The 25879-nt window shown below is 69.7% G+C and carries 22 protein-coding genes, 1 tRNA gene and 1 pseudogene; 10 read left to right on the top strand and 14 right to left on the bottom strand.

All coding sequences use genetic code 11. The annotated features are described in order from the left end of the window. Positions 1-79: 79 nt before the first annotated feature. Positions 80-769 (bottom strand): TetR/AcrR family transcriptional regulator, encoded by a 690-nt coding sequence (locus tag ABZ622_RS14085; protein WP_360542777.1) that lies wholly within the window; start codon positions 767-769, stop codon positions 80-82. Between the two features lie 317 nt (positions 770-1086). Between ABZ622_RS14085 and ABZ622_RS14080 the strand changes: the two genes are divergently transcribed. After that, the gene (locus ABZ622_RS14080) at positions 1087-1494 is read left to right on the top strand and encodes a VOC family protein (protein WP_360542775.1); all 408 of its coding nucleotides are present in this window, start codon (positions 1087-1089) and stop codon (positions 1492-1494) included. Between the two features lie 203 nt (positions 1495-1697). On the opposite strand, the pseudogene ABZ622_RS14075 reads toward ABZ622_RS14080, so the two are convergent. The 3 genes and pseudogenes from ABZ622_RS14075 to ABZ622_RS14065 form a co-directional block, all read right to left on the bottom strand. Continuing rightward, positions 1698-2248 (bottom strand): annotated as a pseudogene (locus ABZ622_RS14075) (glycoside hydrolase domain-containing protein); the annotation flags it as partial. A gap of 236 nt (positions 2249-2484) precedes the next feature. Beyond that, positions 2485-2558: transfer RNA gene (locus tag ABZ622_RS14070), tRNA-Pro, on the bottom strand. A gap of 150 nt (positions 2559-2708) precedes the next feature. Then, positions 2709-3647, bottom strand: a complete 939-nt coding sequence (locus tag ABZ622_RS14065; RefSeq protein ID WP_360542773.1) for a metallophosphoesterase — start codon at positions 3645-3647, stop codon at positions 2709-2711. A gap of 79 nt (positions 3648-3726) precedes the next feature. Here ABZ622_RS14065 and ABZ622_RS14060 point away from each other — a divergent pair, with 79 nt between their 5' ends. Continuing rightward, the gene (locus ABZ622_RS14060) at positions 3727-4191 is read left to right on the top strand and encodes a GatB/YqeY domain-containing protein (RefSeq protein ID WP_124719564.1); all 465 of its coding nucleotides are present in this window, start codon (positions 3727-3729) and stop codon (positions 4189-4191) included. A gap of 124 nt (positions 4192-4315) precedes the next feature. Here ABZ622_RS14060 and ABZ622_RS14055 read toward each other — a convergent pair whose 3' ends face one another. Beyond that, the gene (locus ABZ622_RS14055; RefSeq protein WP_360542771.1) at positions 4316-6568 is read right to left on the bottom strand and encodes a transglycosylase domain-containing protein; all 2253 of its coding nucleotides are present in this window, start codon (positions 6566-6568) and stop codon (positions 4316-4318) included. Between the two features lie 386 nt (positions 6569-6954). Here ABZ622_RS14055 and ABZ622_RS14050 point away from each other — a divergent pair, with 386 nt between their 5' ends. Further along, complete coding sequence (locus tag ABZ622_RS14050) at positions 6955-7305, top strand: WhiB family transcriptional regulator (protein WP_176740522.1); 351 nt, start codon at positions 6955-6957, stop codon at positions 7303-7305. A 13-nt stretch (positions 7306-7318) separates the two neighbouring features. Here the strand turns inward: ABZ622_RS14050 and ABZ622_RS14045 are convergent, their stop codons facing one another. Together ABZ622_RS14045 and ABZ622_RS14040 are read right to left on the bottom strand one after the other, a co-directional pair. Next, entirely contained in the window at positions 7319-8830 is a 1512-nt protein-coding gene (locus ABZ622_RS14045) for an ArsA family ATPase (RefSeq protein WP_360542769.1), read from the bottom strand. Beyond that, positions 8827-9813, bottom strand: coding sequence for an ArsA-related P-loop ATPase (locus tag ABZ622_RS14040; RefSeq protein ID WP_124719561.1), 987 nt, complete (start codon positions 9811-9813; stop codon positions 8827-8829). The genes ABZ622_RS14045 and ABZ622_RS14040 overlap by 4 nt, the downstream gene beginning before the upstream one ends. An 83-nt stretch (positions 9814-9896) precedes the next feature. On the opposite strand from ABZ622_RS14040, the gene ABZ622_RS14035 reads away from it, so the two are divergent. From ABZ622_RS14035 to ABZ622_RS14020, 4 genes are all read left to right on the top strand, one after another. Further along, a complete protein-coding gene (locus tag ABZ622_RS14035; RefSeq protein ID WP_003967454.1) occupies positions 9897-10055 on the top strand; it encodes a DUF4177 domain-containing protein in 159 nt (52 codons plus the stop codon). Continuing rightward, positions 10055-10525 carry a RidA family protein gene (locus tag ABZ622_RS14030; protein WP_114245273.1) on the top strand — a complete coding sequence of 157 codons (471 nt, stop codon included), beginning with the start codon at positions 10055-10057 and terminating at the stop codon, positions 10523-10525. Before ABZ622_RS14035 ends, ABZ622_RS14030 begins: the two co-directional genes overlap by 1 nt. Positions 10526-10720: 195 nt before the next feature. After that, positions 10721-11731 carry an NUDIX hydrolase gene (locus ABZ622_RS14025; RefSeq protein WP_360542766.1) on the top strand — a complete coding sequence of 337 codons (1011 nt, stop codon included), beginning with the start codon at positions 10721-10723 and terminating at the stop codon, positions 11729-11731. Then, positions 11728-12558, top strand: coding sequence for an MBL fold metallo-hydrolase (locus ABZ622_RS14020; RefSeq protein ID WP_360542764.1), 831 nt, complete (start codon positions 11728-11730; stop codon positions 12556-12558). The genes ABZ622_RS14025 and ABZ622_RS14020 overlap by 4 nt, the downstream gene beginning before the upstream one ends. Positions 12559-12705: 147 nt before the next feature. Here the strand turns inward: ABZ622_RS14020 and ABZ622_RS14015 are convergent, their stop codons facing one another. Further along, the gene (locus ABZ622_RS14015; protein ID WP_014046869.1) at positions 12706-13380 is read right to left on the bottom strand and encodes a Crp/Fnr family transcriptional regulator; all 675 of its coding nucleotides are present in this window, start codon (positions 13378-13380) and stop codon (positions 12706-12708) included. Between the two features lie 364 nt (positions 13381-13744). On the opposite strand from ABZ622_RS14015, the gene nth reads away from it, so the two are divergent. From nth to ABZ622_RS14000, 3 genes are all read left to right on the top strand, one after another. Further along, positions 13745-14551: an endonuclease III gene (gene nth / locus ABZ622_RS14010; RefSeq protein WP_360542979.1), complete on the top strand. Its 807-nt coding sequence runs from the start codon at positions 13745-13747 to the stop codon at positions 14549-14551. Between the two features lie 284 nt (positions 14552-14835). Next, positions 14836-15525 carry a CoA pyrophosphatase gene (locus tag ABZ622_RS14005; RefSeq protein ID WP_360542977.1) on the top strand — a complete coding sequence of 230 codons (690 nt, stop codon included), beginning with the start codon at positions 14836-14838 and terminating at the stop codon, positions 15523-15525. A gap of 88 nt (positions 15526-15613) precedes the next feature. After that, positions 15614-16819: a MarP family serine protease gene (locus ABZ622_RS14000; RefSeq protein WP_360542762.1), complete on the top strand. Its 1206-nt coding sequence runs from the start codon at positions 15614-15616 to the stop codon at positions 16817-16819. Between the two features lie 188 nt (positions 16820-17007). Here ABZ622_RS14000 and ABZ622_RS13995 read toward each other — a convergent pair whose 3' ends face one another. From ABZ622_RS13995 to ABZ622_RS13970, 6 genes are all read right to left on the bottom strand, one after another. Beyond that, positions 17008-17211 carry a hypothetical protein gene (locus tag ABZ622_RS13995; protein WP_266915029.1) on the bottom strand — a complete coding sequence of 68 codons (204 nt, stop codon included), beginning with the start codon at positions 17209-17211 and terminating at the stop codon, positions 17008-17010. A gap of 106 nt (positions 17212-17317) precedes the next feature. Continuing rightward, positions 17318-18361 (bottom strand): alpha/beta hydrolase, encoded by a 1044-nt coding sequence (locus ABZ622_RS13990; protein WP_360542975.1) that lies wholly within the window; start codon positions 18359-18361, stop codon positions 17318-17320. A 161-nt stretch (positions 18362-18522) separates the two neighbouring features. Beyond that, entirely contained in the window at positions 18523-19056 is a 534-nt protein-coding gene (locus ABZ622_RS13985) for a phage holin family protein (protein WP_360542760.1), read from the bottom strand. A gap of 47 nt (positions 19057-19103) precedes the next feature. Continuing rightward, entirely contained in the window at positions 19104-20510 is a 1407-nt protein-coding gene (nhaA, locus tag ABZ622_RS13980; protein ID WP_360542758.1) for a Na+/H+ antiporter NhaA, read from the bottom strand. A gap of 225 nt (positions 20511-20735) precedes the next feature. After that, entirely contained in the window at positions 20736-22733 is a 1998-nt protein-coding gene (acs, locus tag ABZ622_RS13975) for an acetate--CoA ligase (RefSeq protein WP_360542756.1), read from the bottom strand. 226 nt (positions 22734-22959) lie between these two features. Beyond that, complete coding sequence (locus ABZ622_RS13970) at positions 22960-25737, bottom strand: SulP family inorganic anion transporter (protein WP_360542754.1); 2778 nt, start codon at positions 25735-25737, stop codon at positions 22960-22962. Between the last annotated feature and the right edge of the window lie 142 nt (positions 25738-25879).

Below are 25879 nucleotides of genomic sequence, written 5' to 3'. Positions count from 1 at the left end.
CGGCCGGCCGGTCCTGCGGCGCTGGGCGGCACCCCGGCGATGACACCGTCCATGGTGCCTCCCGTGCCACTGGTGAGGGTCAGGCCACGGCGTAGTCGGCGAGGGCTGGTTCGAGTACGTCGAAGGCGCGGGCCGCTTCCTCCGCGACGATGCCGGCGATTTCGGGGTTGGTACGGCCGGTGAGTGTGAGGTCCTGGATGCGCCGGAACAGGGTGCGGTGCACGGCGCCGAACAGGGTCGCGGCGGTCCGCGTGGTGATGTCGTCGGGAGTGGAGCCGGTGGCCTCGGCGAGTGCGTCGGCCAGCGCTTCCTCGCGTTGGTCGTGCAGGCCGCGCAGGCAGACCGAGAGGGTGGGGCTGTCCGCGATCATGCGGGAGAACTCCGGCCCCGCGAAGCCGCAGACCGGATCCTGTGCGGCCACCGCGGTCTCGAAGGCGCGGCACAGCGCGGACAGCGCGGACTCACCGCTGTCCCGGGAGGCCACGGTGTCCGCCAGGCTCGCGATGAAGTCCTCCTGGTGATCGAGGGCCAGGTCCTCCTTGCGCGGGAAGTAGTTGGTCACCGTCTTCTTGGCGACGCGGGCCGCGGCGGCGATCTCCGCGATGGTCGTCCGCTCGAAGCCCTGCTCGATGAAAAGCCTGGTCGCATGGTCGGAGATCAGCTGCCGGGTCTCCCGTTTCTTGGACTCCCGCAAGCCCACCGGCTCGGTGTGATCGGTGCGGGGTCCGGACTCCGGGGCACTCGCCCTCGCTTCGCTGTCGATACCCATGGAGAAATCTTACCCTCGTGGCATTTTTACGTTGACACCCTCGCGCCACTCGATCTAATGTTACATCCGTCGTAAGTTTCCCCTCGTGGAAAGAAGTGCCCATGCGGAAGATCGATCTCGCGGCGTTCCTCGCGGCCCGGGCGGCCGATTCAGGCCAACGGCCCCGCCGGCAACCCCTCCGGGCGCCCCGGCGCTTCACCCCGCCTCGCGTCGACCGAGTCCGAAACGGCGCGCGTCCTATATGCAACGCCCTGCGCAGAAACACCCACTGACGCGTAGTCAGCAAGGCTCCCCGTGCCGATTCGAGAGGAACCACCATGCAGATCACCACCTCAACCGTCTCGCTCACCGTCGACGACGTGGCTGCGTCCCAGGACTTCTTCACCACGCACCTCGCCTACGAAGTGCAGGCAGCCGCCGACGGATTCGCATCGCTCACCCGCAAGGACGCCGGCGTGGACATCGTCCTGCTCCAGCGCGGCACCGAGGTCCTGCCGGCCGACCAGCGTGACCGGCACGCCTCCGGCCTGATCCTCGCTTTCACTCTGAACGGCATAGAGGACGAGGAGAAGCGGCTGCGCACCGAGGGCGTCGAGATCACCATGCCGCTACGCGAAGAACCATGGGGCGAACGCCTTTTCCAGGTCACCGACCCCAACGGCATCGTCGTCCAGTTCGTCGAATGGACCGAAGCGGCTGCTCCCGCCGACACGGGCGGAGCGTGAGATGGGGGACGATCCCCCGGGACCTACCCAGGAAGAAGCTGACCATCCATCGCCGCCTGGCCGCCGAGCTGAGCACCGGGGCAACGACCGTGCCCCACCACCACATCCGGAACAAGGACGACCGGCCGACCCTGCTGCTCAATCCCGCCTGAGCCCCCGGTCGACCTCACCGACTCCCCACCAATTCCCCCTAAGATGCGGTTGCCGTCCTCATCGGCAAAACCGATCGACTGCATGTACGAGCCGATGTTGCTGTTCAGGACCTGGTAGTAGCCCATGGTGAAGGCGGTGTCGGGCCCGTCGGTTCGCGGCGCGTTGAAGGAGCCCTCACCGATGTCGCGGCCGGAGGCAATGTCGTGGTCGACATTGATGGCGGCGTCTCCCGTTCCGAGGGTCCGGGTGACGATCTGGTCGTAGGCCCAGTTCGGCGGCAGCGGGTAGCCGTAGTTCCCCGAGAAGCCGCTGGACATGTCGGAGACGAAGCTTGCGGTGGCATGGCCCGCTTCGGAAACGAGGATGCACCATTGCGCGGCCCGTAGACGCCGACGCGGTAGGAGTTTCCCGATATGGCTATGGCATCTTCAATGCCCTTGAAATAGGGAAGGATATTGTCACTGACTTCGTAGTCGTACGCGTCGAAGTCGACCTCAAAGAAGACTCGAGCTCCGGACTTGAAGCCGTGCCGTTCGGCCGCATTGATCGCTGCGAAGCCGTCGGCATTTCCGGATGGGTAATTGAAGCCGTCGGCGTCGCGTGCCGGGTGACAGGGACCTGGAATGTTCGTGGCGTCGTATGCGGAGACGTTGTAGGTGCCACCGCAACGCGGAGCCGACCTGAGGGGAGGGTGGCGTGCCTACGACCCGCTGACTGTGGCCCCGCGGGGTTCCTGGTGGCTCGTGTGACTCTCGGGCGCACCCGCGCGGTCTCCACAAACCACTCAGGGGCCTGATCCACAAAGTGGATCAGGCCCCTGACCTGGTACTTCAGCTGTCGGGGTGGCGGGATTTGAACCCACGACCTCTTCGTCCCGAACGAAGCGCGCTGCCAAGCTGCGCTACACCCCGATCGCCGCCGGTCTCCCGGCGACATCGATTACTCTAGCCCACTCGCGCCCGCAGGCGAAATCCGGTTTCTGTGCCGCCGACGGGGGAAGCGCGGGGCCCCAGCCCGGGGCCGCGGGCGGGGCCTCAGTCCTGGGGCGTCAATCCTGGAGGTCAGTCCTGGGGCGTCAGGGTCAGGAGGGTCGCCTCGGGTGGGCAGGCGAAGCGGACCGGGGTGTAGCGGTTGGTGCCGCAGCCGGCGGATACGTGGAGGTAGGCGCGGTGGCCGTCGACGGAGTGGGTGGAGAGGCCCTTGACCCGGTCCGTGTCCAGGTCGCAGTTGGTGACCAGGGCTCCGTAGAAGGGGATGCAGAGCTGGCCGCCGTGGGTGTGACCGGCCAGGATCAGGGGGTAGCCGTCCTGGGTGAAGGCGTCCAGGGAGCGCAGGTAGGGGGCGTGGACCACGCCGATGGAGAGGTCGGCGCCCGTCTCGGGGCCGCCGGACACCTCCGCGTAGCGGTCGCGCCTGATGTGCGGGTCGTCCAGGCCGGTGAAGGCGAGCTCCAGGCCGTCGATCTTGAGGCGGCCGCGGGTGTTGGACAGGCCCAGCCAGCCCGCCTCGTCGAAGGCGTCGCGCATCGGCTCCCAGGGGTTGTGGACGACGCCGACCGCGGGCGCGTTCCCGTTGAGGCCGTGCTTGCCCCGGGTCTTTTCGAGGAGGTAGCGGGCGGGGTTGCGGAGCTTGGGGCCGTAGTAGTCGTTGGAGCCGAAGACGTACACCCCCGGGAACTCCATCAGCGGTCCGAGAGCGTCGAGCAGTTCGGGCACGCCCTCGGGGTCGGAGAGGTTGTCTCCGGTGTTCACGACGAAGTCCGGGCGCAGGCCGGCCAGCGACTGGAGCCAGGCACGCTTCTTGCGCTGGCCGCTCACCATGTGGATGTCGGAGACCTGGAGCACGCGCAACGGGCGTGCCCCGTGCGGGAGTGCGGGGATGGCGACCCGTCGCAGGCGGAACGAGCGGGCCTCGAATCCGGCGGCGTAGGCGATGCCGGCTGCGCCGATCGCCGCGCCGACTGCCGTGACTTTCAGGGGTACTCCGTAGCGTGCGCGCATGCGTCCATCGTCGCAGATACCGTGCGGCAGACAGAAAACCGGCGGGCGCCGGTCGCCCCGTACCTGCCACAATCAGCACATGACCACGCTCAAGTCCAAGCTCAAGGAAGACCTCACCACGGCCATGAAGGCGCGTGACGAGCTGACCTCGTCCACGCTCCGGCTGACGCTCACCGCCATCACGAAGGAGGAGGTCAGCGGCAAGACGGCCCGCGAGCTCTCCGACGACGAGGTGCAGAAGGTGATCGCCAAGGAGGCGAAGAAGCGCCGCGAGGCGGCCGAGGCCTTCGCGCAGGGCGGCCGCACCGAGCAGGCCGAGCGTGAGAAGGCGGAGGGCGAGATTCTCGACGCGTACCTGCCGAAGCAGCTGAGCGACGAAGAGCTGGGTGCGATCGTGGCGTCCGCCGTCGAGGAGGCCAGGGCCGCCGGGGCCGAGGGACCGCGCGCGATGGGCGCCGTCATGAAGATTGTGAACCCGAAGGTGGCCGGGCTCGCCGACGGCGGCCGGGTGGCCGCCTCGGTGAAGAAGCTCCTCGCGGGCTGAGCCCGTACGACAGGGGTAGCGCGGCGCAGACATGTATGGCGGCGCAGACATATACGAGGGTGGGGTGCCCGGATCGGGATCGATCCGGGCACCCCACCCTCGTTCCAGGGCCGAGCCGGGTGGCTCAGGGGCCCGGTGTGCCGCCGTTGGTCTGGCCGCGGTGGCCGCCGCCGTTGTTCCCGCCGATCAGGTCCGGCGAGATGCTGATGCCGGGGAAGGGGCTCTTGTCGCCGGGCTTCTTGCCCCCGGCGCCGGGCCTGCCCTTGTCCCGGCCGTGGCCCTTGCCCTTGTCCCTGTCCCCGTCCGGCTCGTCGTTCTTCGGCGGGTCCGGGATGTCGACGGTGTTGAAGGAGGGGGCGGTCACCCCATTGAGCGCGCCCGTCATCGCGTCACGCCAGATCGGTCCGGGAACCTGTCCGCCGTACACCTTGTCCTGGTACACGCCACCGATCGTGATGTGCTCCATCTCGACGCTCTGGGACGGGCTGCCGACCCACACCGCGCCGGACATGTTCGGCGTGTACCCGACGAACCAGGCATTCTTCCGGGCGTCGGTCGTACCGGTCTTGCCCGCGTTGTCGCGGCTCTGGAGACCCGCTTCCTGGCCGGTACCGGAGTCGACCACTCCGCGCAGCAGGGTGTTGATGGTGTCGGCCGTGGTCGGCGACATCGCCTGCGAACAGGTGGACTTGGGCACGGGCAGCGTAGTGCCGTCGGCCTTGCTGACCGACTCCATGGCGACCGGCGTGCAGTACGTACCGCGGTTGGCGAAGGCGGCGTACGCGCTGGCCATCGTCAGAGGGGACAGCCCCTTCGAGCCGAGCGCGATGGCGGGGGACTGGGGGAGCTTCTCACCGTTGCCCTGCACCACACCGAGCTTGTCGGTCATCTTCGCCACAGGGCAGAGGCCGATGTCCTCCACCATCTGGATGAAGTAGGTGTTGACGGACTTCTCCATCGCCTCCTTCAGCGCGTACGGACCGCGCTCCGACTCGTTCTCGTTCGGTACCCGCTCGCCGTTCAGGTTCACGTACGGCTTGTCGCAGGTCTGGACCGTCGGATAGGGCATCTCGTAGGGCGACGAATAGACCTGGGTCGCGGGCTTCCCCTGCGCTATGGCGGCCGCCGCGACGAACGGCTTGAACGTCGAACCGGTCGGGAAGCCGTAGTTGGAGCCGCCCATGGCCTTGTCGACCGAGTAGTTGTACTGGGTCTCGTTGGTGCCGAAGCCGTACGGCTTGGACTGGCCCATGCCCATGATCTTGCCGGTGCCCGGCTGGACCAGCGTCACGGCCGTCGCGACCTTGTCCGACTTGTAGACGTGGCTCTTGATCGAGGCTTGCACCGACTGCTGGGACTGCGGATCGAGCGTCGTCCGGATCGTCAGGCCACCGCGGTTCCAGATCTTGGCCCGGTCCTCCTTGGTCTTGCCGAAGACCGGGTCGGTGAGGAAGACGTGGCGTACGTAGTCGCAGAAGAAGCCGGCGCCGCTGACGGCGGTGATGCAGCCGTTCTTCGGCTTCTTGACCCGGAGCTTGATCGGGGTCGCCTTCGCCTTGTCGGCCTGGGCCCGCGAGATGTCCCCGACGTCCGCCATCCGCTGGAGCACCATGTTGCGGCGCTTGGTGGCCTCGGCCGTGTCGTTGACCGGGTCGTAGCGGCTGGGCGACTGCACGACGCCGGCCAGCAGCGCGGACTCCTCCAGCGTCAGCTCCTTCGCCGACTTGGAGAAGTAGCGCTGGGAGGCGGCCTCGATGCCGTAGGCCTGCTGCCCGAAGAAGGTGATGTTGAGGTAGTTCTCCAGGATCTTCTTCTTGCCGAGCTCTTCCTCGACCTGGATCGCGTACTTCAGCTCCTGGACCTTACGGCCCATCGTCTGCTGGGTGGCCTGCGCGACCTTGTCCGGGTCGTCGCCCGCCTCCTCCACGAAGACGTTCTTCACGTACTGCTGAGTGAGGGTCGACGCGCCCTCGGCGGTCCCGCCCGACTGCACATTGCGGTTCAGTGCGCGCAGGATGCCCTTGAGGTCGACGGCCCCGTGTTCGTAGAACCGGGCGTCCTCGATCGCGACGATCGCCTTCTGCATGTACGGCGAGATGTTCTTCAGCGGGACCACCGTGCGGTCGCGCGAGTACACCGTGGCGATCGTTCCGCCCTTGCTGTCCAGGATCGTGGTGCGCTGGCTCAGCGGCGGAGTCTTCAGATTGGCCGGGATCTCGTCGAATCCCTCGACCGTTCCCTTGGTGGCGAGGCCCAGTGCTCCGGCGGCCGGCAGCGCGATGCCCGCGAGCACGACTCCGGAGAGCGCGGCGACACCGAGGAACTTGGCGGCCTGCTGGGTCGTCGAGAGACCCCCGCCCGAGCGCTTCTTTGGCATGGGGGCAGCCTACGTTCTCATTCGCCGGACACACGTATATGCCTTGGCCTAAGCTGCTCTCAACTGTCACAGCAGTCCGGTTCCGTATCAACCCCCGTGCAAGTCCCGGCCATGACCTCAGGCGCTCCCGAATTCGCCTCGTGTGTCATTGAACGTCCGTTGTGATCCAGGTGAACTGTCCCGATTCTGACGGGATAGTCGCGTATGCCCTCGCCTCACTCCCCTGGGTGATCTGCCGCATACGCATAGTCCGTTCGGGCCATTCAAGATTGGGCCCGAAGGGGGTGTTGTGCTGTCGCCACCTTCCGTAACGTCCTCAACTGGCAGCGGTGAATATGCCGCTGCCGCCGTGGGGGAGCCTCGATTCGGGAGAGGACGGCGCCGTGATGGGCTGGGTAACCGACTGGAGTGCGCAGGCAGCCTGCCGCACTACCGATCCGGATGAACTGTTCGTACAAGGGGCAGCGCAGAACAGGGCCAAGGCGGTGTGCACCGGATGTCCGGTGCGGACCGAGTGCCTGGCCGATGCGCTGGACAATCGCGTCGAATTCGGCGTGTGGGGCGGAATGACCGAGCGGGAGCGCCGCGCACTGTTGCGCAGGCGTCCCACCGTCACGTCCTGGCGCCGGCTGCTGGAGACCGCGCGCAGCGAGTACGAGCAGTCCACGGGCATTCTGCCCGTGGCGATCGGACTGGACGACGACGAACTGCACGAGAGGTACGCCGCAGTGGGATAGGACCGGCGGGTTGCTACGCAGCTCCGGCCGGGGTGGAACCGGTCGCGAGCCGGTCTCCGATGGCCCTGAGCCCTTCGAGATCATGTACGTCACCGGGCAGCGCGGCCACTTCGGCCACGGCGACCTCGGGGTGCAGCGCGGTGAAGCGGTCACGTGTGCGCTGTTCGCGCGCGACCACCTGCATCCGTTCAGCATGCAGCCGCAACAGACCCGCGGTCAGCTCCTCGACGGAAGCGGTCGGCACGCGGTCCGAAGCGGTCGGTTCGTGGTCCTCGGTGTTCTTCTGCTCGGCGGTGTCCTCGCGCTCGGAGTTGTCGGGCGTTACGTCGGGGGCGGCGTCCGGTGCGGAACCGGGCATGGCAACGACTTCGGGGGAGTCGGGAGCGACCGAGTGGTCGGCCCGGTCACGAAGTCCAGCCTTCCCGGTCGTCTGATCCACAATGCCGACCCCGTCAAGATTTTCTGCGGCGGCCAGGGCGTGCTCGGCGGAGAGCCGGGCGGCATCGCTGCCGTGGACCCGGTTGAGCACCAGACCGGCCAGCGGCATCTCCTCCGCGGCCAGCCGTTCCACGAAGTACGCCGCCTCGCGCAGCGCGTCCCGCTCCGGAGTCGCGACGACCAGGAACGCCGTACCGGGCGCCTGCAGCAGCTTGTACGTGGCGTCGGCCCGGGTACGGAAGCCGCCGAACATGGTGTCCATCGCTGCCACGAAGGTCTGTACGTCGCGCAGGAACTGACCGCCGAGCAGCTTGCCGAGGGTGCCGGTCATCATCGACATGCCGACGTTCAGGAACTTCATCCCGGCCCGGCCGCCCATCTTCGCCGGGGCCATCAGCAGCTTGATGAACTTTCCGTCCAGGAACGAGCCGAGCCGTTTCGGCGCGTCCAGGAAGTCCAGGGCTGAGCGCGACGGAGGGGTGTCGACGATGATCAGGTCCCACTCGTCGCGTGCGCGCAGCTGCCCGAGCTTCTCCATCGCCATGTACTCCTGCGTGCCCGCGAAACCGGCCGACAGGGACTGGTAGAAGGGGTTCTCCAGGATCGCGTGGGCCCGCTCGGCGTCCGCGTGCGCCTCGACGATCTCGTCGAAGGTCCGCTTCATGTCGAGCATCATGGCGTGCAGTTCCCCGGCGTTCTCGCCCTCTGCCGCGGTCTTGATGCCCGGCACCCGGCGCGGGACGTTGTCCAGCGAGTCGATGCCCATGGACTGGGCGAGCCGGCGGGCCGGGTCGATGGTGAGGACGACGACCTTGCGCCCGCGCTCGGCCGCCCGTACGCCGAGAGCCGCCGCGGTCGTGGTCTTGCCTACGCCGCCCGAACCGCAGCAGACGACGATCCGGATGCCGGGGTCGTCGAGCAGTGCGTCGGTGTCCAGCGCGGGCGTGGGGGAGGGGAGGTCCTCCGCCGGCCCGGCCGAGGTGTCCTTCGCGGGCCCCTCCGAAGGGTCCTTCGCCAGGTCCGGGGAGGAGCCGTTCTCCGTCGCCCCGGCCGTGCCCGTCGTGGCTGTTCCCGTGCGCTGTGTCATGTCCCCACCCCTTGTCCCGCCCCTTCGCCCACGCCCTGCTTGCGGAGCTCGGTCGCCAGGTCGTAGAGACCGGCCGGGTCCATTCCCTCGCCGATCAGCGGGAGTTCGTACCCGGGCAGCTCCAGGCCGGCGAGCACGGCACGCTGTTCGCGCTCCAGCTCGACCCGCTGCGCGTGCTCGGCCGCCTGCTCGACCAGCGGGCGCACGAGCCCCGCGGAGCCGGTCACTCCGGCCCGGGTCAGCGCCTTGGCGATCTCCTTGCGGCGGCCGCCCGCGGCGGTGCGCAGGGTGTCCTCGTCCAGCAGATGGGGCCGCACCATGTTCACGATGACCCGGCCCACCGGCAGTTCGGCGTCGCGCAGCTCGGCGATGCCGTCCGCGGTCTCCTGGACCGGCATCTCCTCCAGCAGCGTCACCAGATGGACGGCGGTCTCGGGGGACTTCAGCACCCGCATCACGGCCTGTGCCTGATTGTGTATCGGGCCGATCCGGGCCAGCCCCGCCACCTCGTCGTTCACATTGAGGAAGCGGGTGATGCGTCCGGTGGGCGGCGCGTCCATGATCACGTAGTCGTAGACGTACCGGTTCTGCTTGTCCTTGCGGCGTACGGCTTCGCAGGCCTTACCGGTCAGCAGTACGTCCCGCACACCGGGCGCGATCGTGGTGGCGAAGTCGATCGCGCCGAGCTTCTTGAGCGCCCGGCCCGCGCTGCCCAGCTTGTAGAACATCTGGAGGTAGTCGAGCAGGGCGCGCTCGGCGTCGATCGCGAGGGCGTACACCTCGCCGCCGCCCGGCGCGACGGCGATCTTGCGCTCCTCGTACGGAAGGGGCTCCGTCTCGAAGACCTGGGCGATGCCCTGCCTGCCCTCGACCTCCACGAGAAGGGTGCGCCTGCCCTCGGTCGCGAGGGCGAGCGCGAGAGCGGCGGCAACCGTGGTCTTACCGGTACCGCCCTTGCCGCTGACGACCTGGAACCTGCTCACGTATTCGAGCCTAACCAGTCACACCGCAGGCTACGCACGAGGCTGCGCGTGCCAGGGATTACACAGGCGTTACAGTCGGGCCCATGACCAAGTGGGAATACGCGACGGTGCCCCTTCTCGTGCACGCGACCAAGCAGATTCTGGACACCTGGGGCGAGGACGGCTGGGAGCTGGTCCAGGTCGTTCCCGGCCCGAACAACCCCGAGCAGCTCGTGGCCTACCTGAAGCGGGAGAAGGCGTAGTGGCGGGCGCCGTAGAGGCGAAGCTCGCCGAGCTCGGGCTGACGCTGCCGGACGTCGTGCCGCCGCTGGCCTCGTACCAGCCGGCCGTGCAGTCGGGGGTGTACGTGTACACCTCCGGCCAGTTGCCGATGGTGGACGGCAAGCTCGCGGTCACCGGCAAGGTCGGTGCCGAGGTCACGCCCGACGAGGCGAAGGAGCTGGCGAAGACCTGCGCGCTCAACGCGCTGGCCGCCGTGAAGTCCGTCGCGGGCGACCTGGACCGTATCGCACGTGTGGTGAAGGTCGTGGGCTTCGTCGCCTCGGCGTCCGACTTCACCGGCCAGCCCGCCGTGATCAACGGCGCCAGCGAGCTGCTGGGCGCGGTGCTCGGCGACAAGGGTGTGCACGCGCGCAGCGCGGTGGGCGTCGCGGTGCTGCCGCTGGACGCTCCGGTGGAGGTCGAGGTCCAGGTCGAGCTGGTCGGGGCCTGAGCCGTACGTTCCCTTCGCAACCCTTTCTGATCCCGTCCGGATCTTCTTCGGTCCCGGTCGGATCTTCTCTGGTCCTGTTCGGATTATTTTCGATCCCGTCCGGTCGCGATGACCGGGCGGGATCATCTGTGTACGGGGCATGTACGGATCACTGCACCTCTCGAACATCGGCGCGGTTCCGGATAGCCTCCGGCCATGTCCAATGGTCAGTGGTACCCACCGGAATGGCCCGACCGGATCCGGGCACTCGCCGCAGGTGAGCTGAGCGCCGCGGCCCCGAAGCGGGCCGCCACCGTGATGCTGCTCCGGGATTCCGCCGCTGACACCGAGGGCGGTCCCGCCGTCCACATGCTGCGCCGCCGGGCCTCCATGGCTTTTGCCGGTGGGGCGTACGCCTATCCGGGTGGCGGGGTCGACCCGCGCGACGACGACCGGCTCGTCGGCTGGGCCGGACCCGCGCTGGAGAGCTGGGCCGAGCGGCTCGGCGTCGGCACCCCGGCCGAGGCCCAGGCCATCGTCTGCGCGGCGGTCCGGGAGACGTACGAGGAGGCGGGCGTCCTTCTCGCGGGGCCGAGCGCCGACACGGTGGTCAGCGACACCACCGGTGCCGACTGGGAGGCCGACCGCGAGGCGCTGGTCGCCCGGGAGCTGTCCTTCGCCGAGTTCCTGGACCGGCGCGGTCTGGTGCTGCGCTCGGACCTGCTGGGCGCGTGGGCGCGCTGGATCACCCCGGAGTTCGAGCCCCGCCGCTACGACACCTGGTTCTTCGTCGCCGCGCTCCCCGAGGGCCAGCGCACCCGCAACGCCTCCACGGAGGCCGACCGCACGGTGTGGATCGAGCCGGGCGAGGCGGCCGACGGGTACGACCGGGGCGAGCTGCTGATGATGCCGCCGACCGTGTCGACGCTGCGGGCGCTGAGGCCGTACGGGACGGCCGTCGAGGCCCTGAAGGCGGCGGATTCCCAGGACCTCACGCCGGTGCTGGCACAGGCGAGGCTGGAGGGCGGCGAGTTGGTGCTGAGCTGGCCGGGACACGACGAGTTCACCAAGCACATCCCGAGCGGGCCGGTGGGTGACGGGCCCGGTGACGGCTCCGATGGCGGTACTGGCGGTGGTCCCGGTGCTGGCTCCGGTGGCGGTCCCGGGAGCGGATCCGGGAGCAGATCCGGCGATGGCTCCGGTGGCGCGGGAGGCGGATCCATATGAGCAATGCGGCAGCGCTGCCCGGACAGCCGCGCGGCGTGGTCCTGTCCGGCCCCGCCACGGCCCGAGCCGTCAACGTCCTCGCCCCCAACGCCTCGCCGATGACGCTGGACGGCACCAATACCTGGATCGTCGCCGAGCCCGACTCGGACCTCGCGGTCGTCATCGACCCGGGCCCGCTGGACGACACGCATCTGCGGGCCGTCGTCGACGCCGCGGAGCGGGCCGGCCGCCGGATCGCGCTCACCCTCCTCACCCATGGGCACCCCGACCACGCGGAGGGCGCGGCGCGGTTCGCCGAGCTGACCCGTACGAAGGTGCGCGCCCTGGACCCGGCGCTGCGGCTGGGCGACGAGGGGCTGACCGCGGGCGACGTGATCACCACCGGCGGTCTGGAACTCCGCGTCGTACCGACCCCCGGGCACACCGCGGACTCGCTCTCCTTCCATCTGCCCGCCGACCGGGCGGTGCTGACGGGGGACACGATCCTCGGGCGCGGCACCACGGTCGTCGCGCATCCGGACGGGCGGCTCGGCGACTACCTCGACTCGCTGCGGAGACTGCGCTCGCTGACCGTCGACGACGGCGTGCACACGGTGCTGCCGGGGCACGGTCCGGTGCTGGACGACGCGCAGGGCGCGGTCGAGTTCTACCTCGCGCACCGGGCACACCGGCTGGCCCAGGTGGAGACGGCGGTCGAGGCCGGGCACCGGACGGCGTCGGCGGTGGTGGCGCAGGTGTACGCGGACGTGGACCGGTCCCTGTGGCCCGCCGCGGAACTCTCGGTACTGGCCCAGCTGGAGTACCTGGGCGAGCACGGGCTCATCTAGGGCCTCGGGCCGCCGTCCTCATCCTGGGCCTCGGGATTCAGTGCCTCGGGCCGCCGTCCGCGGGCGGGGCGGAAACGCGGCAAGGCTCCGCCGGGTGGTGGCGGGGCCTTGCGTACGGGTACCGATGAGGCCGGGGCCCCGGTCCGGCTAGCGGGACCGCTTGGCCAGGCGCTCCACGTCCAGCAGGATCACGGCGCGCGCCTCCAGGCGCAGCCAGCCGCGTCCGGCGAAGTCGGCGAGTGCCTTGTTGACCGTCTCGCGGGAGGCGCCGACCAGCTGGGCCAGCTCTTCCTGCGTCAGGTCGTGGACGACGTGGATGCCTTCCTCGGACTGGACGCCGAAGCGGCGCGACAGGTCGAGAAGGGCGCGGGCGACGCGGCCCGGTACGTCGGAGAAGACCAGGTCGGACATCTGGTCGTTGGTCTTGCGCAGGCGGCGGGCGACGGCGCGCAGCAGGGCCGTGGCCACCTCCGGGCGGGCGTTCAGCCAGGGCTGGAGGTCGCCGTGGCCGAGGCCGAGGAGCTTGACCTCGGTCAGCGCGGTCGCGGTGGCGGTGCGGGGGCCCGGGTCGAAGAGCGACAGCTCACCGATCAGCTCGCCGGGGCCGAGGACCGCCAGCATGTTCTCGCGCCCGTCGGGGGAGGTGCGGTGGAGCTTCACCTTGCCCTCGGTGACCACGTAGAGGCGGTCGCCCGGGTCGCCCTCGTGGAAGAGCGCGTCGCCGCGTGCGAGGGTCACCTCACTCATCGAGGCGCGGAGCTCCGCGGCCTGCTCATCATCGAGCGCCGCGAAAAGCGGGGCGCGCCGCAGAACGTCGTCCACGAGTTCTCTCCTTGTCGGCCTGTTCAGGGAACCGTGGTCCCCATCATGCCGGACGGTAAAACAGTGCGATCGATCACAAACCAGTTTGACGCACGGGCGTGCCCAATCGTGCGGCAGGGGGCCGATTGGGGGCGGATACACGGTGACGGGCCCAGATGTCAGCGCGTGGCTCTAGGCTGGCCGGGTGTCCAAATCGCCGGTGAGAGCGCAGGCCAAGGGGGCTGATGGGGTGTCGGAAGGCCGTGATTCCGCTGTGGGCGAACAGGGTGCGATTCGCCCGGAAAAAGCGACAAAACGCCTCGCGAGGAAGTCAGTGGGGACGCCGGTGGAGAGACCGGTGGGGAAGTCGGCACGAAAGCCGGCCGTGAAGGCGGCGGTGAAGCCTGCGGCAGGGTCGGGATGGAAGCCGGAGTCGCGTCTGGCGATGGTGCGCCGCGCCCGCAAGATCAACCGCGAGCTCGCCGAGCTGTACCCGTACGCCCACCCCGAGCTGGATTTCCGTAACCCTTTCGAGCTCCTGGTCGCCACGGTCCTCTCCGCCCAGACCACCGATCTGAGGGTCAACCAGACCACTCCCGCGCTCTTCGCCGCCTACCCCACCCCCGAGGACATGGCCGCCGCCGTACCCGAGGAGATGGAGGAGCTCATCCGGCCGACCGGATTCTTCCGGGCCAAGACCAAGTCGCTGATAGGCCTCTCCGTGGCGCTCAGGGATAACCACGGCGGTGAGGTACCGGGCCGGCTCGCCGATCTCGTCAAGCTGCCGGGGGTCGGCCGCAAGACCGCCAACGTCGTTCTCGGAAATGCGTTCGGCGTCCCCGGGATCACCGTCGACACGCACTTCGGCCGTCTGGTCCGCCGCTGGAAGTGGACCGAGCAGGAGGACCCGGAGAAGGTCGAGGCCGAGATCGCCACGATCTTCCCCAAGAGCGAGTGGACGATGCTCTCGCACCGGGTCGTCTTCCACGGCCGCCGCATCTGCCATGCCCGTAGGCCCGCCTGCGGCGCCTGCCCGATCGCCCCGCTCTGCCCAGCGTACGGCGAGGGCGAGACGGACCCCGAGAAGGCCAGGAAGCTGCTGAAGTACGAGATGGGCGGTCAGCCGGGCCAGCGGCTGAGCCCGCCCGCCGACTACCCGGGCAAGCCCGCTCCGGCCCTCGGAGCGGGCTGACGCCCGGCACCGGCCGCAGGGCGGCCGGGACGGCCGGAACGGCAGGGGTGACCGGAGCGGCCGGAACGAAATGCGTGATGACAGGCGTTGTGAAACGAGGGGTGCCTATGAAGACGCACAGACAGAGCACGGACACGGCAGCCGCTCCCGCGGCAGCGGACCGGGCGGTGACCGGCCCCGCAGCCGCAAGACCCGCCGCATCCGTCGCGGGAAACCCGGCAGTGGGAAACCGGGCAGTGGAAGGCCCCGCGGCGGTCAGCCCCGCGGCGGCGGTCGCGGCGGCCATGGCCGCCGCCGATGAGGACGCCGCGATCACCGTCACGACCGAGGGGCTGCCCGCCTGGCTCGACCCCGTGGCCAGTGCCGCGCGGACCATCGAGCCCGACCAGCTCAGCCGCTTCCTGCCGCCGGAGAGCGGTGCCGGGCGGCAGTCCGCCGTGCTCGTACTGTTCGGCGAGGGCGAGCGCGGCCCCGAGCTGCTCCTCATGGAGCGATCCGGAAGCCTGCGTTCCCATGCCGGGCAGCCGTCCTTCCCCGGCGGCTCCCTGGACCCGGAGGACGGCGACCAGGCGACGACGGGGCCGCTCAGGGCCGCGCTGCGGGAGGCCCGGGAAGAGACCGGTCTCGATCCGCGAGGGGTCCAGCTCTTCGGTGTGCTGCCCCGGCTCTACATCCCCGTGAGCGGCTTCGTCGTGACGCCGGTCCTCGGCTGGTGGCGCTCGCCGAGTCCGGTCGGCGTCGTCGATCCGGGTGAGACGGCCCGGGTCTTCACCGTTCCCGTGGCGGATCTCACGGATCCGGCCAACCGCGCGACCGCGGTCCACCCGAGCGGTCACCGGGGTCCGGCATTTCTGGTCGAATCCGCCCTGGTCTGGGGTTTCACCGCCGGGGTGATCGACCGGATCCTGCACTTCGCGGGCTGGGAGCGCACCTGGGACAGGGCCAAGCAGGTGCCGCTCGACTGGCGCGCATGACAGTCTGACTCCCGTGCTGCGCTGTCCGGCCCCGCCCGGAGCCGGCAGAAGGAACGGGCCCGGTGACGAATCTGCGAGGCTATAGACGGTGAACGTGCTGGACATCCTGCTGCTGGCCGGCGCCGTGTGGTTCGCGGTCATCGGCTACCGACAGGGGTTCGTCGTCGGCATCCTGTCGGTGATCGGTTTCCTGGGCGGCGGCCTTGTCGCCGTCTATCTGCTGCCGATCCTGTGGGACCAGCTGACGGACGGCTCCGAGGTCTCGTCGACGGCTGCCGTCGTCGCCGTCGTCATCGTGATCGTCTGCGCCTCGGTGGGCCAGGCATTCACCACCCACCTGGGCAACAAGCTCCGCCGGTACATCACCTGGTCGCCCGCGCGCGCCCTCGACGCCACCGGCGGCGCCCTGGTCAATGTCGTCGCGATGCTGCTGGTCGCCTGGCTGATCGGCTCCGCGCTGGCCGGCACCACACTGCCGACGCTGGGCAAGGAGGTCCGCAGCTCCTCGGTCCTGCTCGGCATCTCCCGGGTGATGCCCACGCAGGCCTCCACCTGGTTCACGGACTTCTCCTCGGTCCTCGCGCAGAACGGCTTCCCGCAGGTCTTCAGCCCGTTCGCCAACGAGCCGATCACCGAGGTCAAGGCCCCGGACCCGGCGCTGGTGGGCAGCCCCGTCGCGGCCCGCGCCAAGAAGTCCATCGTCAAGGTCGTCGGCACGGCCCCGGGGTGCGGCAAGGTCCTCGAAGGCACCGGCTTCGTCTTCTCCGACCGCCGGGTGATGACCAACGCGCACGTCGTCGGAGGCGTCGACGAGCCGACCGTCCAGATCGGCGGCCAGGGCCGGGTGTACGACGCGAAGGTCGTCCTGTACGACTGGCGGCGCGACATCGCCGTGCTCGACGTACCGGACCTGGACGCGAAGCCGCTGCGGTTCGCAGGCCCCGACAGCGACGCCCGGACGGGGCACAGCGCCATCGTCGCGGGGTTCCCGGAGAACGGCTCGTACGACGTACGGGCGGCGCGGGTCCGGGGCCGTATCAACGCGGGCGGCCCGGATATCTACCACCGGGGCACCGTCCACCGCGATGTGTACTCGCTCTACGCGACGGTCCGTCAGGGCAACTCCGGCGGACCGCTGCTTACCCCGGCGGGCGAGGTGTACGGCGTCGTGTTCGCCAAGTCGCTCGACGATCCCGACACCGGGTACGCGTTGACGGCCGACGAGATCCGCCAGGACATTGCACGCGGCCGCGCTGCCAACCAGCAGGTCGACAGCCAGGTGTGCGCGCTCTGAGCGCCTGTCGACGCCTGCGGTGTGTGCACCGAGCGCCTGTCGACGCCTGCGGAGCGCACCCCGAGCGCCTGCTGAGCGCCGGTCCGGGTCGGACAGGACCCGGGCGCGGCGCGGCCCGTCGAGGCCGGGAGAAGTGTGGTGAAGTCCCGCCCGGCCGGTGAGTCTTCACCGGCCGACCGGGGCGGAAATCATCCGCGTGGATGGCGCAGTCGCGCCGAGACCCAGCGGGCCCTGCGGCGCAGAATGCGCGGAATACCGAGCCGGGGGTCGTGCAGAACCCGCATATCGTGCACCCGGCCCTGGGGGCCGCCCCCCTCATGAGTGCTCGGACTCGCCGTGGCGGTCGAGCGGCGGTTGCGTGCTGCGTCACCGAAGTCGTGCGTCCAGCCCATACCGGGACGTCTGCCCGTGCCTCATGGTCGGTAACCGCCCATCCGTCAGCCAATTGGCCTATGCGCCGGGCAATTGGCCGTTCGACGGACAACTGTGCCCCTGCGGCTACCGGTCGGGCTCCGGATCCTTGAGCCAGTTGATGAGTTCGGCCGAGAACCCGTCCGGGTCCTCCTCGTGGGGGAAGTGCCCCAGACCGTCGAAAAGTCGCCAACGGTAGGGAGCTTCGACGTACTCGCCGGACCCCGCCGCGCTTCGGGTACGGATCGCCGGATCGAGTGAACCATGCAGATGCAGAGTCGGTACCCGCACCGGCAGTTTCATCCGCCGGTTGAACTGGATTCCGTCCGGACGGGCGAGGGACCGCACCATCCAGCGGTACGGCTCGATCGAGCAGTGCGCCGTCGACGGGATGCACATCGCGCGCCGGTAGACGTCCACCGTCGCGTCGTCGGGGAACTCCGGGGTCCGGGGGCCCGCCCATTCGTGGATCAGCCGGCCGACCAACGCCGCGTCGTCCGCGACGAGCTGACGTTCCGGCACCCACGGCCGCTGGAAGCCCCAGACGTACGAGCCCGCCCGGGACTGCGCGAAGTCGGAGAGCATCGAGGAACGCCACCGGCGCGGATGCGGCATCGAGGAGACCACGAGGCGGCGCACCAGCTTCGGACGCATCACCGCGGCGGTCCAGGCGAGGTAGCCGCCCATGTCGTGGCCGACCAGGGCCGCGTCCGGTTCGCCCAGCGAGCGGATCACGCCGGTGATGTCGAGCGCCAGGTTGGCGGGGTCGTAACCCCGGGGCGTACGGTCGCTGCCGCCGACCCCGCGCAGGTCCATCGCCACGGCCCGGAAGCCGGCGTCGGCCAGCGCGGTGAGCTGGTGGCGCCAGGTCCACCAGAACTGCGGGAAGCCGTGCAGCAGCAGCACCAGCGGCCCCTCGCCGAGCTCGGCGATGTGGAAACGGGCGCCGTTGGCCGCCACGTCCCGGTGGGTCCAGGGCCCGTCGATCCGCACAGGCCCGCCGGTGCCGGCCGGGACGGGTGCGTCGGTCGGACCAGCCGGGACGGGCGCGTCGGTCGAGTCGGCCGGGGCAGGTGCGTCGGTCGGGGTGGCCGGGCCGGTCGAGTCGGGTGCGTCGGTCGGGGTGGCCAGGCTGGTCGAGTCTGGTGAGGCGGGTGAGTTTGCAGGGCCCGAGGTGCTGTCCGAGCCTGCCGGGCTGCCTGAGCCCGCCCGGTCGCCCCTGTCCGCAGGGGTTGCCTGACCTTCCGGGCCTACGGGGCCTACCGGGCCGAATGCGCTGGAATCGGGGACCGTCATGTGGACGAGCGTGCCACAGTGGAGGCCTTGTCCTGGACCGGAGCCTTCTCCATGGCCTTGCCCGTCAGTGTGCTGCCCGAGGCGGCCGGAAGGCTCGTCCCCGCCGTGACGGCGGGCCGCGGGTGCGGCTTGACGCCCTGCAGCACGGCCGCCGTCTGCTTCGCCGAGGCGATGGACTTCTCCGGCGGCTTGACCTTCTTGATCTTGGCGACGGCGAACAGCGCGAGCAGTCCCGCCACCACGATGAAGGCGAGACCCACGATCCCGAAGCACCAGGCGAGGCCAAGTCCCGTGGTGTGGATCCAGTAGGCGGCTCCGAAGCTCAGCACGGGGACCGCGAACAGAGCCAGCACGCCCGCGACGATGAACGCCACACTGCCGATGGCGCCGCGCTTGACGTCCTGCCGCACCTCTGCCTTGGCCAGGGCGATCTCGTCGTGCACCAGTGCGGACATCTCCGCCGTCGCCGAGGCGACCAGCTGCCCGAGACTGCGGTCGGCGCTGCCCGCGTTGTTGCCGGGGTCGCTCATCCCTGACTCCCTCTCCAGTCCTGCTGCTGAACACATCTGGTGTCAGATCATGCCGGACTGTCCGGCTCGTTGCTCGCCGCCCCCGCCAGTTGGGCAAGGCGGCGGTGCTCGGCCGCCTTCTTCTCGTGGATCGCGGCCATCCGCAGGTGGTACGCCGGGTCGCCCTGTTCGTAGATGTCGGGCACCCCGTCCTGGTCCTCGTCGAGCTCCTCCGCCTCGTGCAGCTCCCGGTGCCTGCGTACCCGGAGTTTGAGCAGTACACCGGAGAACACGGCGGCCGTCAGGGAGCCGATCAGCACGGCGGCCTTGATCTCGTTGATCGTTTCCGCGTCGCCGGCGAAGGCCAGTTCGCCGATGAGCAGCGAGACGGTGAAGCCGATGCCGGCGAGTGAGGCGACCGCGAAGACATCGGCCCAGGCCAGGTCTTTGTTCAGCTCCGCCTTGGTGAACCGGGTGGCCAGCCACGTACCGCCGAAGATGCCCACGGTCTTGCCGACGACGAGGCCCAGGACGACACCGAGCGTCTCGGGCCGGGTGAAGACGTCCGCCAGCGCGCCGCCGGAGAGGGAGACCCCGGCCGAGAAGAGGGCGAACAGCGGCACGGCGAAACCGGCCGACAGCGGGCGGATCAGGTGCTCGATGTGCTCGCCGGGCGAGTGGCTCTCGCCGTCCCGCCGGGTGCAGCGGAGCATCAGACCCATGGCGACACCGGCGATCGTGGCGTGGATGCCGCTGTTGTACATCAGGCCCCAGATGACCAGGGCGAGCGGTATGTAGATGTACCAGCCGCGCACGTTCCTGCGCAGCAGCAGATAGAAGACGGCCAGGCCGATGAAGGCGCCGATCAGCGCCATGAAGTTGATCTTCTCGGTGAAGAAGACCGCGATGATCAGGATCGCGAAGAGGTCGTCGACGACGGCGAGGGTCAGCAGGAAGGCGCGCAGCGCGTTCGGCAGCGAGGTGCCGATGACCGCGAGGACGGCGAGCGCGAAGGCGATGTCGGTGGCGGTGGGGACGGCCCAGCCGTCCGTCGAACCTCCGCCGACCACGTTCACCAGCGTGTAGACGACGGCCGGAACCGCCATTCCGCACAGCGCGGCGACGACCGGGAGGGCGGCCGCCCTGGGGTCGCGCAGTTCGCCCGCGACCAGTTCCCGCTTGAGTTCGACGCCTGCGACGAAGAAGAAGATCGCGAGCAGCCCGTCAGCCGCCCAGTGCGCCACGGAGAGGTTGAGGCCCAGTGAATCCGGCCCGAAGTGGAAGTTGCTGACCGAGTCGTAGCCGGAGCCGAAGGTGTTCGCCCACATCAGCGCGGCAACCGCGGCGACCAACAGGATCACGCCGCCCACGGTCTCGGTGCGCAGGGCCTCCGCGAGGTAGTTCCGCTCGGGGAGGGAGAGCCGTCCGAGCAGGGTGCGGCGGGGCGAAGGGGGTGCGGGGGTGGGCGCGGCCACGAGTGGAGACCTCCGGGTCGGTACGGCAGCGATGGCATGGCTGATGCACTTGCCGACCAGACTTCCCGGCACACCCTGTGGAGATTTCTTATTGCTTTGTTGACGCAACTGCCACTGTACCCGGGGTGCGCGGGGTTCTATGCGGTGATCTTCACCTTAGATGCCCGAGGGGCACCCGGCGCGTTGCCGGATGCCCCTCGGGGACGTACTTCCGCGTCTGCCGGATCAGTCCTCGGAGGAGGACGACGGCAGCTGGGTCTGGATGAGATCCATGACCGAGGAGTCGGTCAGCGTCGTCACGTCGCCCAGCTCGCGGTTCTCGGCCACGTCCCGCAGCAGGCGCCGCATGATCTTGCCGGAGCGGGTCTTCGGCAGCTCGGCGACCGGCAGGATCCGCTTCGGCTTGGCGATCGGGCCGAGCGTGGCACCGACGTGGTTGCGCAGCTCCGCGACCAGCTCGTCGGAGGGCTCGGCCGTACCGCGCAGGATCACGAACGCGACGATGGACTGGCCGGTCGTCTCGTCGGCGGCACCGACCACGGCCGCCTCGGCGACCGAGGGGTGCGACACGAGCGCCGACTCGACCTCGGTGGTCGAGATGTTGTGCCCGGACACGAGCATCACGTCGTCGACCCGGCCGAGCAGCCAGATGTCGCCGTCCTCGTCCTTCTTGGCGCCGTCGCCCGCGAAGTACTTGCCCTCGAAGCGCGACCAGTAGGTGTCGATGAAGCGCTGGTCGTCGCCCCAGATGGTGCGGAGCATCGACGGCCACGGCTCGGTGAGGACGAGGTAGCCGCCCCCGCCGTCGGGAACCTCGTTGGCCTCGTCGTCGACGACCGTGGCCGCGATACCGGGCAGGGCGCGCTGGGCGCTGCCCGGCTTGGTCTCCGTCACGCCCGGCAGCGGCGAGATCATCATCGCGCCGGTCTCGGTCTGCCACCAGGTGTCCACGATCGGGCACTTGTCGGCGCCGATGTGCTTGCGGTACCACATCCACGCCTCGGGGTTGATCGGCTCACCGACCGAACCGAGGACCCGGAGACTGCTCAGGTCGAACTTGGCGGGGATGTCGTCACCCCACTTCATGAACGTACGGATCGCGGTCGGCGCGGTGTACAGGATCGTGACGCCGTACTTCTGCACGATCTCCCAGAAACGCCCCTGGTGCGGGGAGTCGGGCGTGCCCTCGTACATGACCTGCGTCGCGCCGTTGGCCAGCGGACCGTAGACGATGTACGAGTGGCCGGTCACCCAGCCGATGTCGGCGGTGCACCAGAAGACATCGGTCTCCGGCTTGAGGTCGAAGACCGCGTTGTGGGTGTACGCCGCCTGCGTGAGGTAGCCGCCGGAGGTGTGCAGGATGCCCTTCGGCTTACCCGTCGTGCCGGAGGTGTAGAGGATGAAGAGCGGCTGCTCCGCCTCGAAGGCCTCGGGGGTGTGCTCGGCGGACTGCCGGCCGGTGATCTCGTGCCACCAGACGTCGCGGCCCTCGGTCCACGCGGTGTCCTGGCCGGTGCGCCGGACCACGAGGACGTGCTCGACGCTGTCGATACGGGAGACGGCGTCGTCCACGGCGGGCTTCAGCGCGGACGGCTTGCCCCGGCGGTAGCCGCCGTCGGCGGTGATGACGACCTTGGCGTCCGCGTCCTGGATGCGGGTGGCGATGGCGTCGGCGGAGAAGCCGCCGAAGACCACCGAGTGGGCGGCGCCGATGCGGGCGCAGGCCAGCATCGCGATGGCGGCCTCGGGGATCATCGGCAGATAGACGGCGACCCGGTCGCCCTTGCCGACACCGAGCTCGATGAGCGCGTTGGCGGCGCGGGAGACCTCGTCCTTGAGCTGTGCGTAGGTGATGGCGCGGCTGTCGCCGGGCTCGCCCTCGAAGTGGATGGCGACCCGGTCGCCGTTGCCCGCCTCTACATGGCGGTCCACGCAGTTGTACGCGACGTTGAGCTTGCCGTCCGCGAACCACTTCGCGAAGGGCGGGTTGCTCCAGTCGAGCGTCTCGGTCGGCTCCGTGGCCCAGGTCAGGCGACGGGCCTGCTCGGCCCAGAAGCCCAGCCGGTCCGCCTCGGCCTGCTCGTACGCCTCCGCCTTGACGTTGGCGTTCGCGGCCAGATCGGCAGGCGGTGCGAACCGCCGCTCCTCACGAAGCAGATTGGCCAAGCTTTCGTTGCTCACGACATCTCCCATTCCCAGGGTGTCCGTTGTGTCCCGGGGCATAGCTCATCAGGCCAAAGGCCGGGTGACAAGTGCCTGCCCGGAATTGGTTTAGACCTGTGTCTCGTGTATGGAGACACGGCCCCGCATCCACGTGCGGCGCGACGCGGTACGGCGCAGTGCGGGGAGCTGTGCAATGCGCCGCAGAGCGACACGGAGCTGTGCAATGCGCTGCGCAGCAGCGCGGAGGCAGGACCACAAGGTCTCACGGACCGGGGACGAACGAGGTTCAGACGCCGGTGCGTTCCAACTCGCCGGAACCAGGAGCGTCGCCGGGGTCCACGCGGTCGAAGACCTCGTCGAGCTCCAGCCCGCTGCTCGCGCCCTCGGTCAGCAGATAGGCCTGGGCCTCGCCCACGTGGAAGTACATGCCGTGCAGCTGGATCGTGTCCTCGGCGAGCCGCCGAGCCACCGATTCGTGTGCCCGCAGATGGTCCAGCTGCTGGACCACATTGGTGAGGCAGAGCTGCTCCAACGCATCGGTCGGCAGCCGCCCGGAGATCCGGGCCCATGCGTGGTGCCGGGACGCCATCCGCTCCAGGCTCGGCAGCCCGTGTCTCAGCCACCGCCACAGGGACGTGGGCGGAGCCTCCCGGTCCGGTTCGCCGCCGAGCAGCGCCTGCATCGCTCCGCAGCCGGAATGCCCGCAGATGGTGATGGACTCCACCTTCAGTACATCCACCGCGTACTCGATCGCCGCGCCCACCGAGTGGTCCCCGGATTCGGCGTCCGGCAGGGGCACCAGATTGCCGATGTTCCGCACGGTGAACAGGTCGCCGGGGCCGCTCGCCGTGATCATGCTGGTGACGAGACGGGAGTCGGCGCAGGTGATGAAGAGCTGGGACGGGCGCTGCCCCTCGACGGCCAGACGGGCCAGCTCGTCGCGCACCAGCGGAGCGGTGTTGCGCTGGAACGAACTCAGACCGCTGATCAGCCGATTGCCGCCGACCAGGCGGGGGGCCTCGGGGGCCGGCGCGGGGGTGGGGGCGTTGCCCGGGCTGTCAGTGGTCATGTCCTGCGATTCAGCGAGGTCGGCGGGGCGGTCGGCAGAGCGATCGGTGGGGTCGGAGCGATCGGAGCTGCCGGTGCTGCCGGTGGTGCCGGTGCTTCCAGTGCTGCCGGTGCTTCTGGTGTTGGCGGCGCGGCGGATGCGGCCGGTGCCGGTGGACCGTTTGCCGAGGCCACGGCCACGGCCAGGACCAGGGTCATGGACGGGGCCAGGGCCGGTGCCGAGGTCATGGCTCGCTTCCGGCGTACGGCCGGGCTCGTCGTGGCAGTGGTGGTTGCGCCACGGAGTCCAGGGGCGGCAACAGGAGTGCGCCGCTGATGCGGGCTCGGCGATCCGGCCGCCGGACCTGCCGGTGAACACGACCCTGCCGCCATGGGCGGTCTGGGCGGTGCTCCAGCCCTGGATCGCCTCGTACGCCGCGTGGTCCATGAAGAAGCCGTCCAGTTCGACGACGGCGTCCCCGCCCTGGGGCAGCTGGCCGAGCGTACGGCTGAGCCGGGGCACCGCGAGGAACGTCAACTGACCTCGTACGACGACCAGATGCCGGCCGCCCTGATCGGTGACCGTGATCCTGGTCCGGGCCAGCCGGTGCAGGGCGACCGTCACCGCCACCGCGATGCCGATCACCACGCCCTTGAGTACGCCGAAGAGCACCACGCCGGTGATCGTCGCCCCGTACACCAGGAATTCGCGGTGCTTATGGACGTTGCGAATGTGGGCGAAACTCACCATCTGGATACCGACCATCATCACCAGCGCGGCGAGCGCCGCCAACGGGATCCACTCCAGCACGGTGACCAGCAGCCCGGTGGCGAGCAGCACCCAGACGCCGTGCAGCACGGTGGAGGCGCGACCGGTCGCCCCGGCACGTACGTTCGCCGAACTGCGCACCGCGCCACCGGACACGGCCAGCCCGCCCACCAGTCCGGACAGTGTGTTGGCGATGCCCTGGGCGCGCAGCTCCCGGTCGAGATCGGAGCGTCTGGCGGGCAGGGCGAGGGGCGTGGCCGGAGCCGATGTCCCGGACGGGAGCGCGAGCGCGAGTGGGGGTGCGGCCGGTGTGGGCGGCGTCGAGTGGGCCTCGGGCCGGGCGGCCGTCTGCGCGGCTGCGCGGTCGGCCGACAGTTTGTCGACGGCCACCGCGGCGAGCAGCGACTCCAGGCTGGCCACCAGCATCACTGTGAACACGGCGGTGGCCAGGGCCAGTACGGGCCCGTGCGGCATTTCCGGCAAGGCGTGCGAGCGCCAGGACGGAAGATCGACCCGGGCGATACCGGGCGCGGCGATCGCAGCCACCGCCGTAGCGGTCACCACCGCGGCGAGGGCGGCGGGAATCCGTCGTACGGCTCTGCCGAACCGGCCCGGAGCCCGGGGCCACAGGATCAGGACGGTGATGGTCAGCGTGCCGATGAGCGGGGCGGCGGGGCTCACCCGGCCCAATTGGTCGGGGAGCGCGAGGGCGTTGGCCACGGCTGAACTCTGCGGCGAGCCGCCGAGCACGATGTGCAGCTGGGCGAGCGCGATGGCCACACCGATGCCGGCGAGGGTGCCGTGGACGATGGCGGGGCTGACGGCGAGGGCACTGCGTGCCGCCCGCAGCGAGCCGAGCAGGATCTGAAGGAGTCCGGCGCCGATGGTGATCGCGCAGGTGGTGCGCCAGCCGTAGATCTGGATCAACTCTGCTGTGACCACGGTCAGTCCGGCGGACGGGCCGCTGACCTGGAGTGGGGTTCCGCCGAGCAGTCCGGCGACGATGCCGCCGATCGCGGCGGAGATGAGGCCGGCTTCCAGCGGGGCGTCCATGGCGACGGCGAGGCCGAGCGACATGGGAACGGCGAGCAGGAAGACCGTGATCGATGCGGACAGATCGGCGCCCGCGATACGGAATCGTCCACCGCGCGGTGGCGGCGGGCTGTGTGGTCGTTTGACTCCCGAGGCGCGTGGTGGACGCGAACTGCGGGATGTGCGGTTGTGGCGAGTGGGGACGCAAGCAGACATGTTCCCGTCTCCTCCGGGGCAGCGCGGTCGCGGAATGTGGGACGCGGCCGTGGGTCACGGCGTGCAGCGGCGGGATTTCTCAACTCTCAGTAAACAGATCGTAATGGAGAGTAAAGACATGCGTCCACACTTGCGATCAAAC

The sequence above is a fragment of the Streptomyces sp. NPDC007164 genome (genome assembly GCF_040634135.1).
Taxonomy (GTDB): Bacteria; Actinomycetota; Actinomycetes; order Streptomycetales; family Streptomycetaceae; genus Streptomyces; species Streptomyces sanglieri.
The sequence above is the reverse complement of the archived record's forward strand: the minus strand, read 5'-3'. Positions and strand labels throughout refer to the sequence as shown.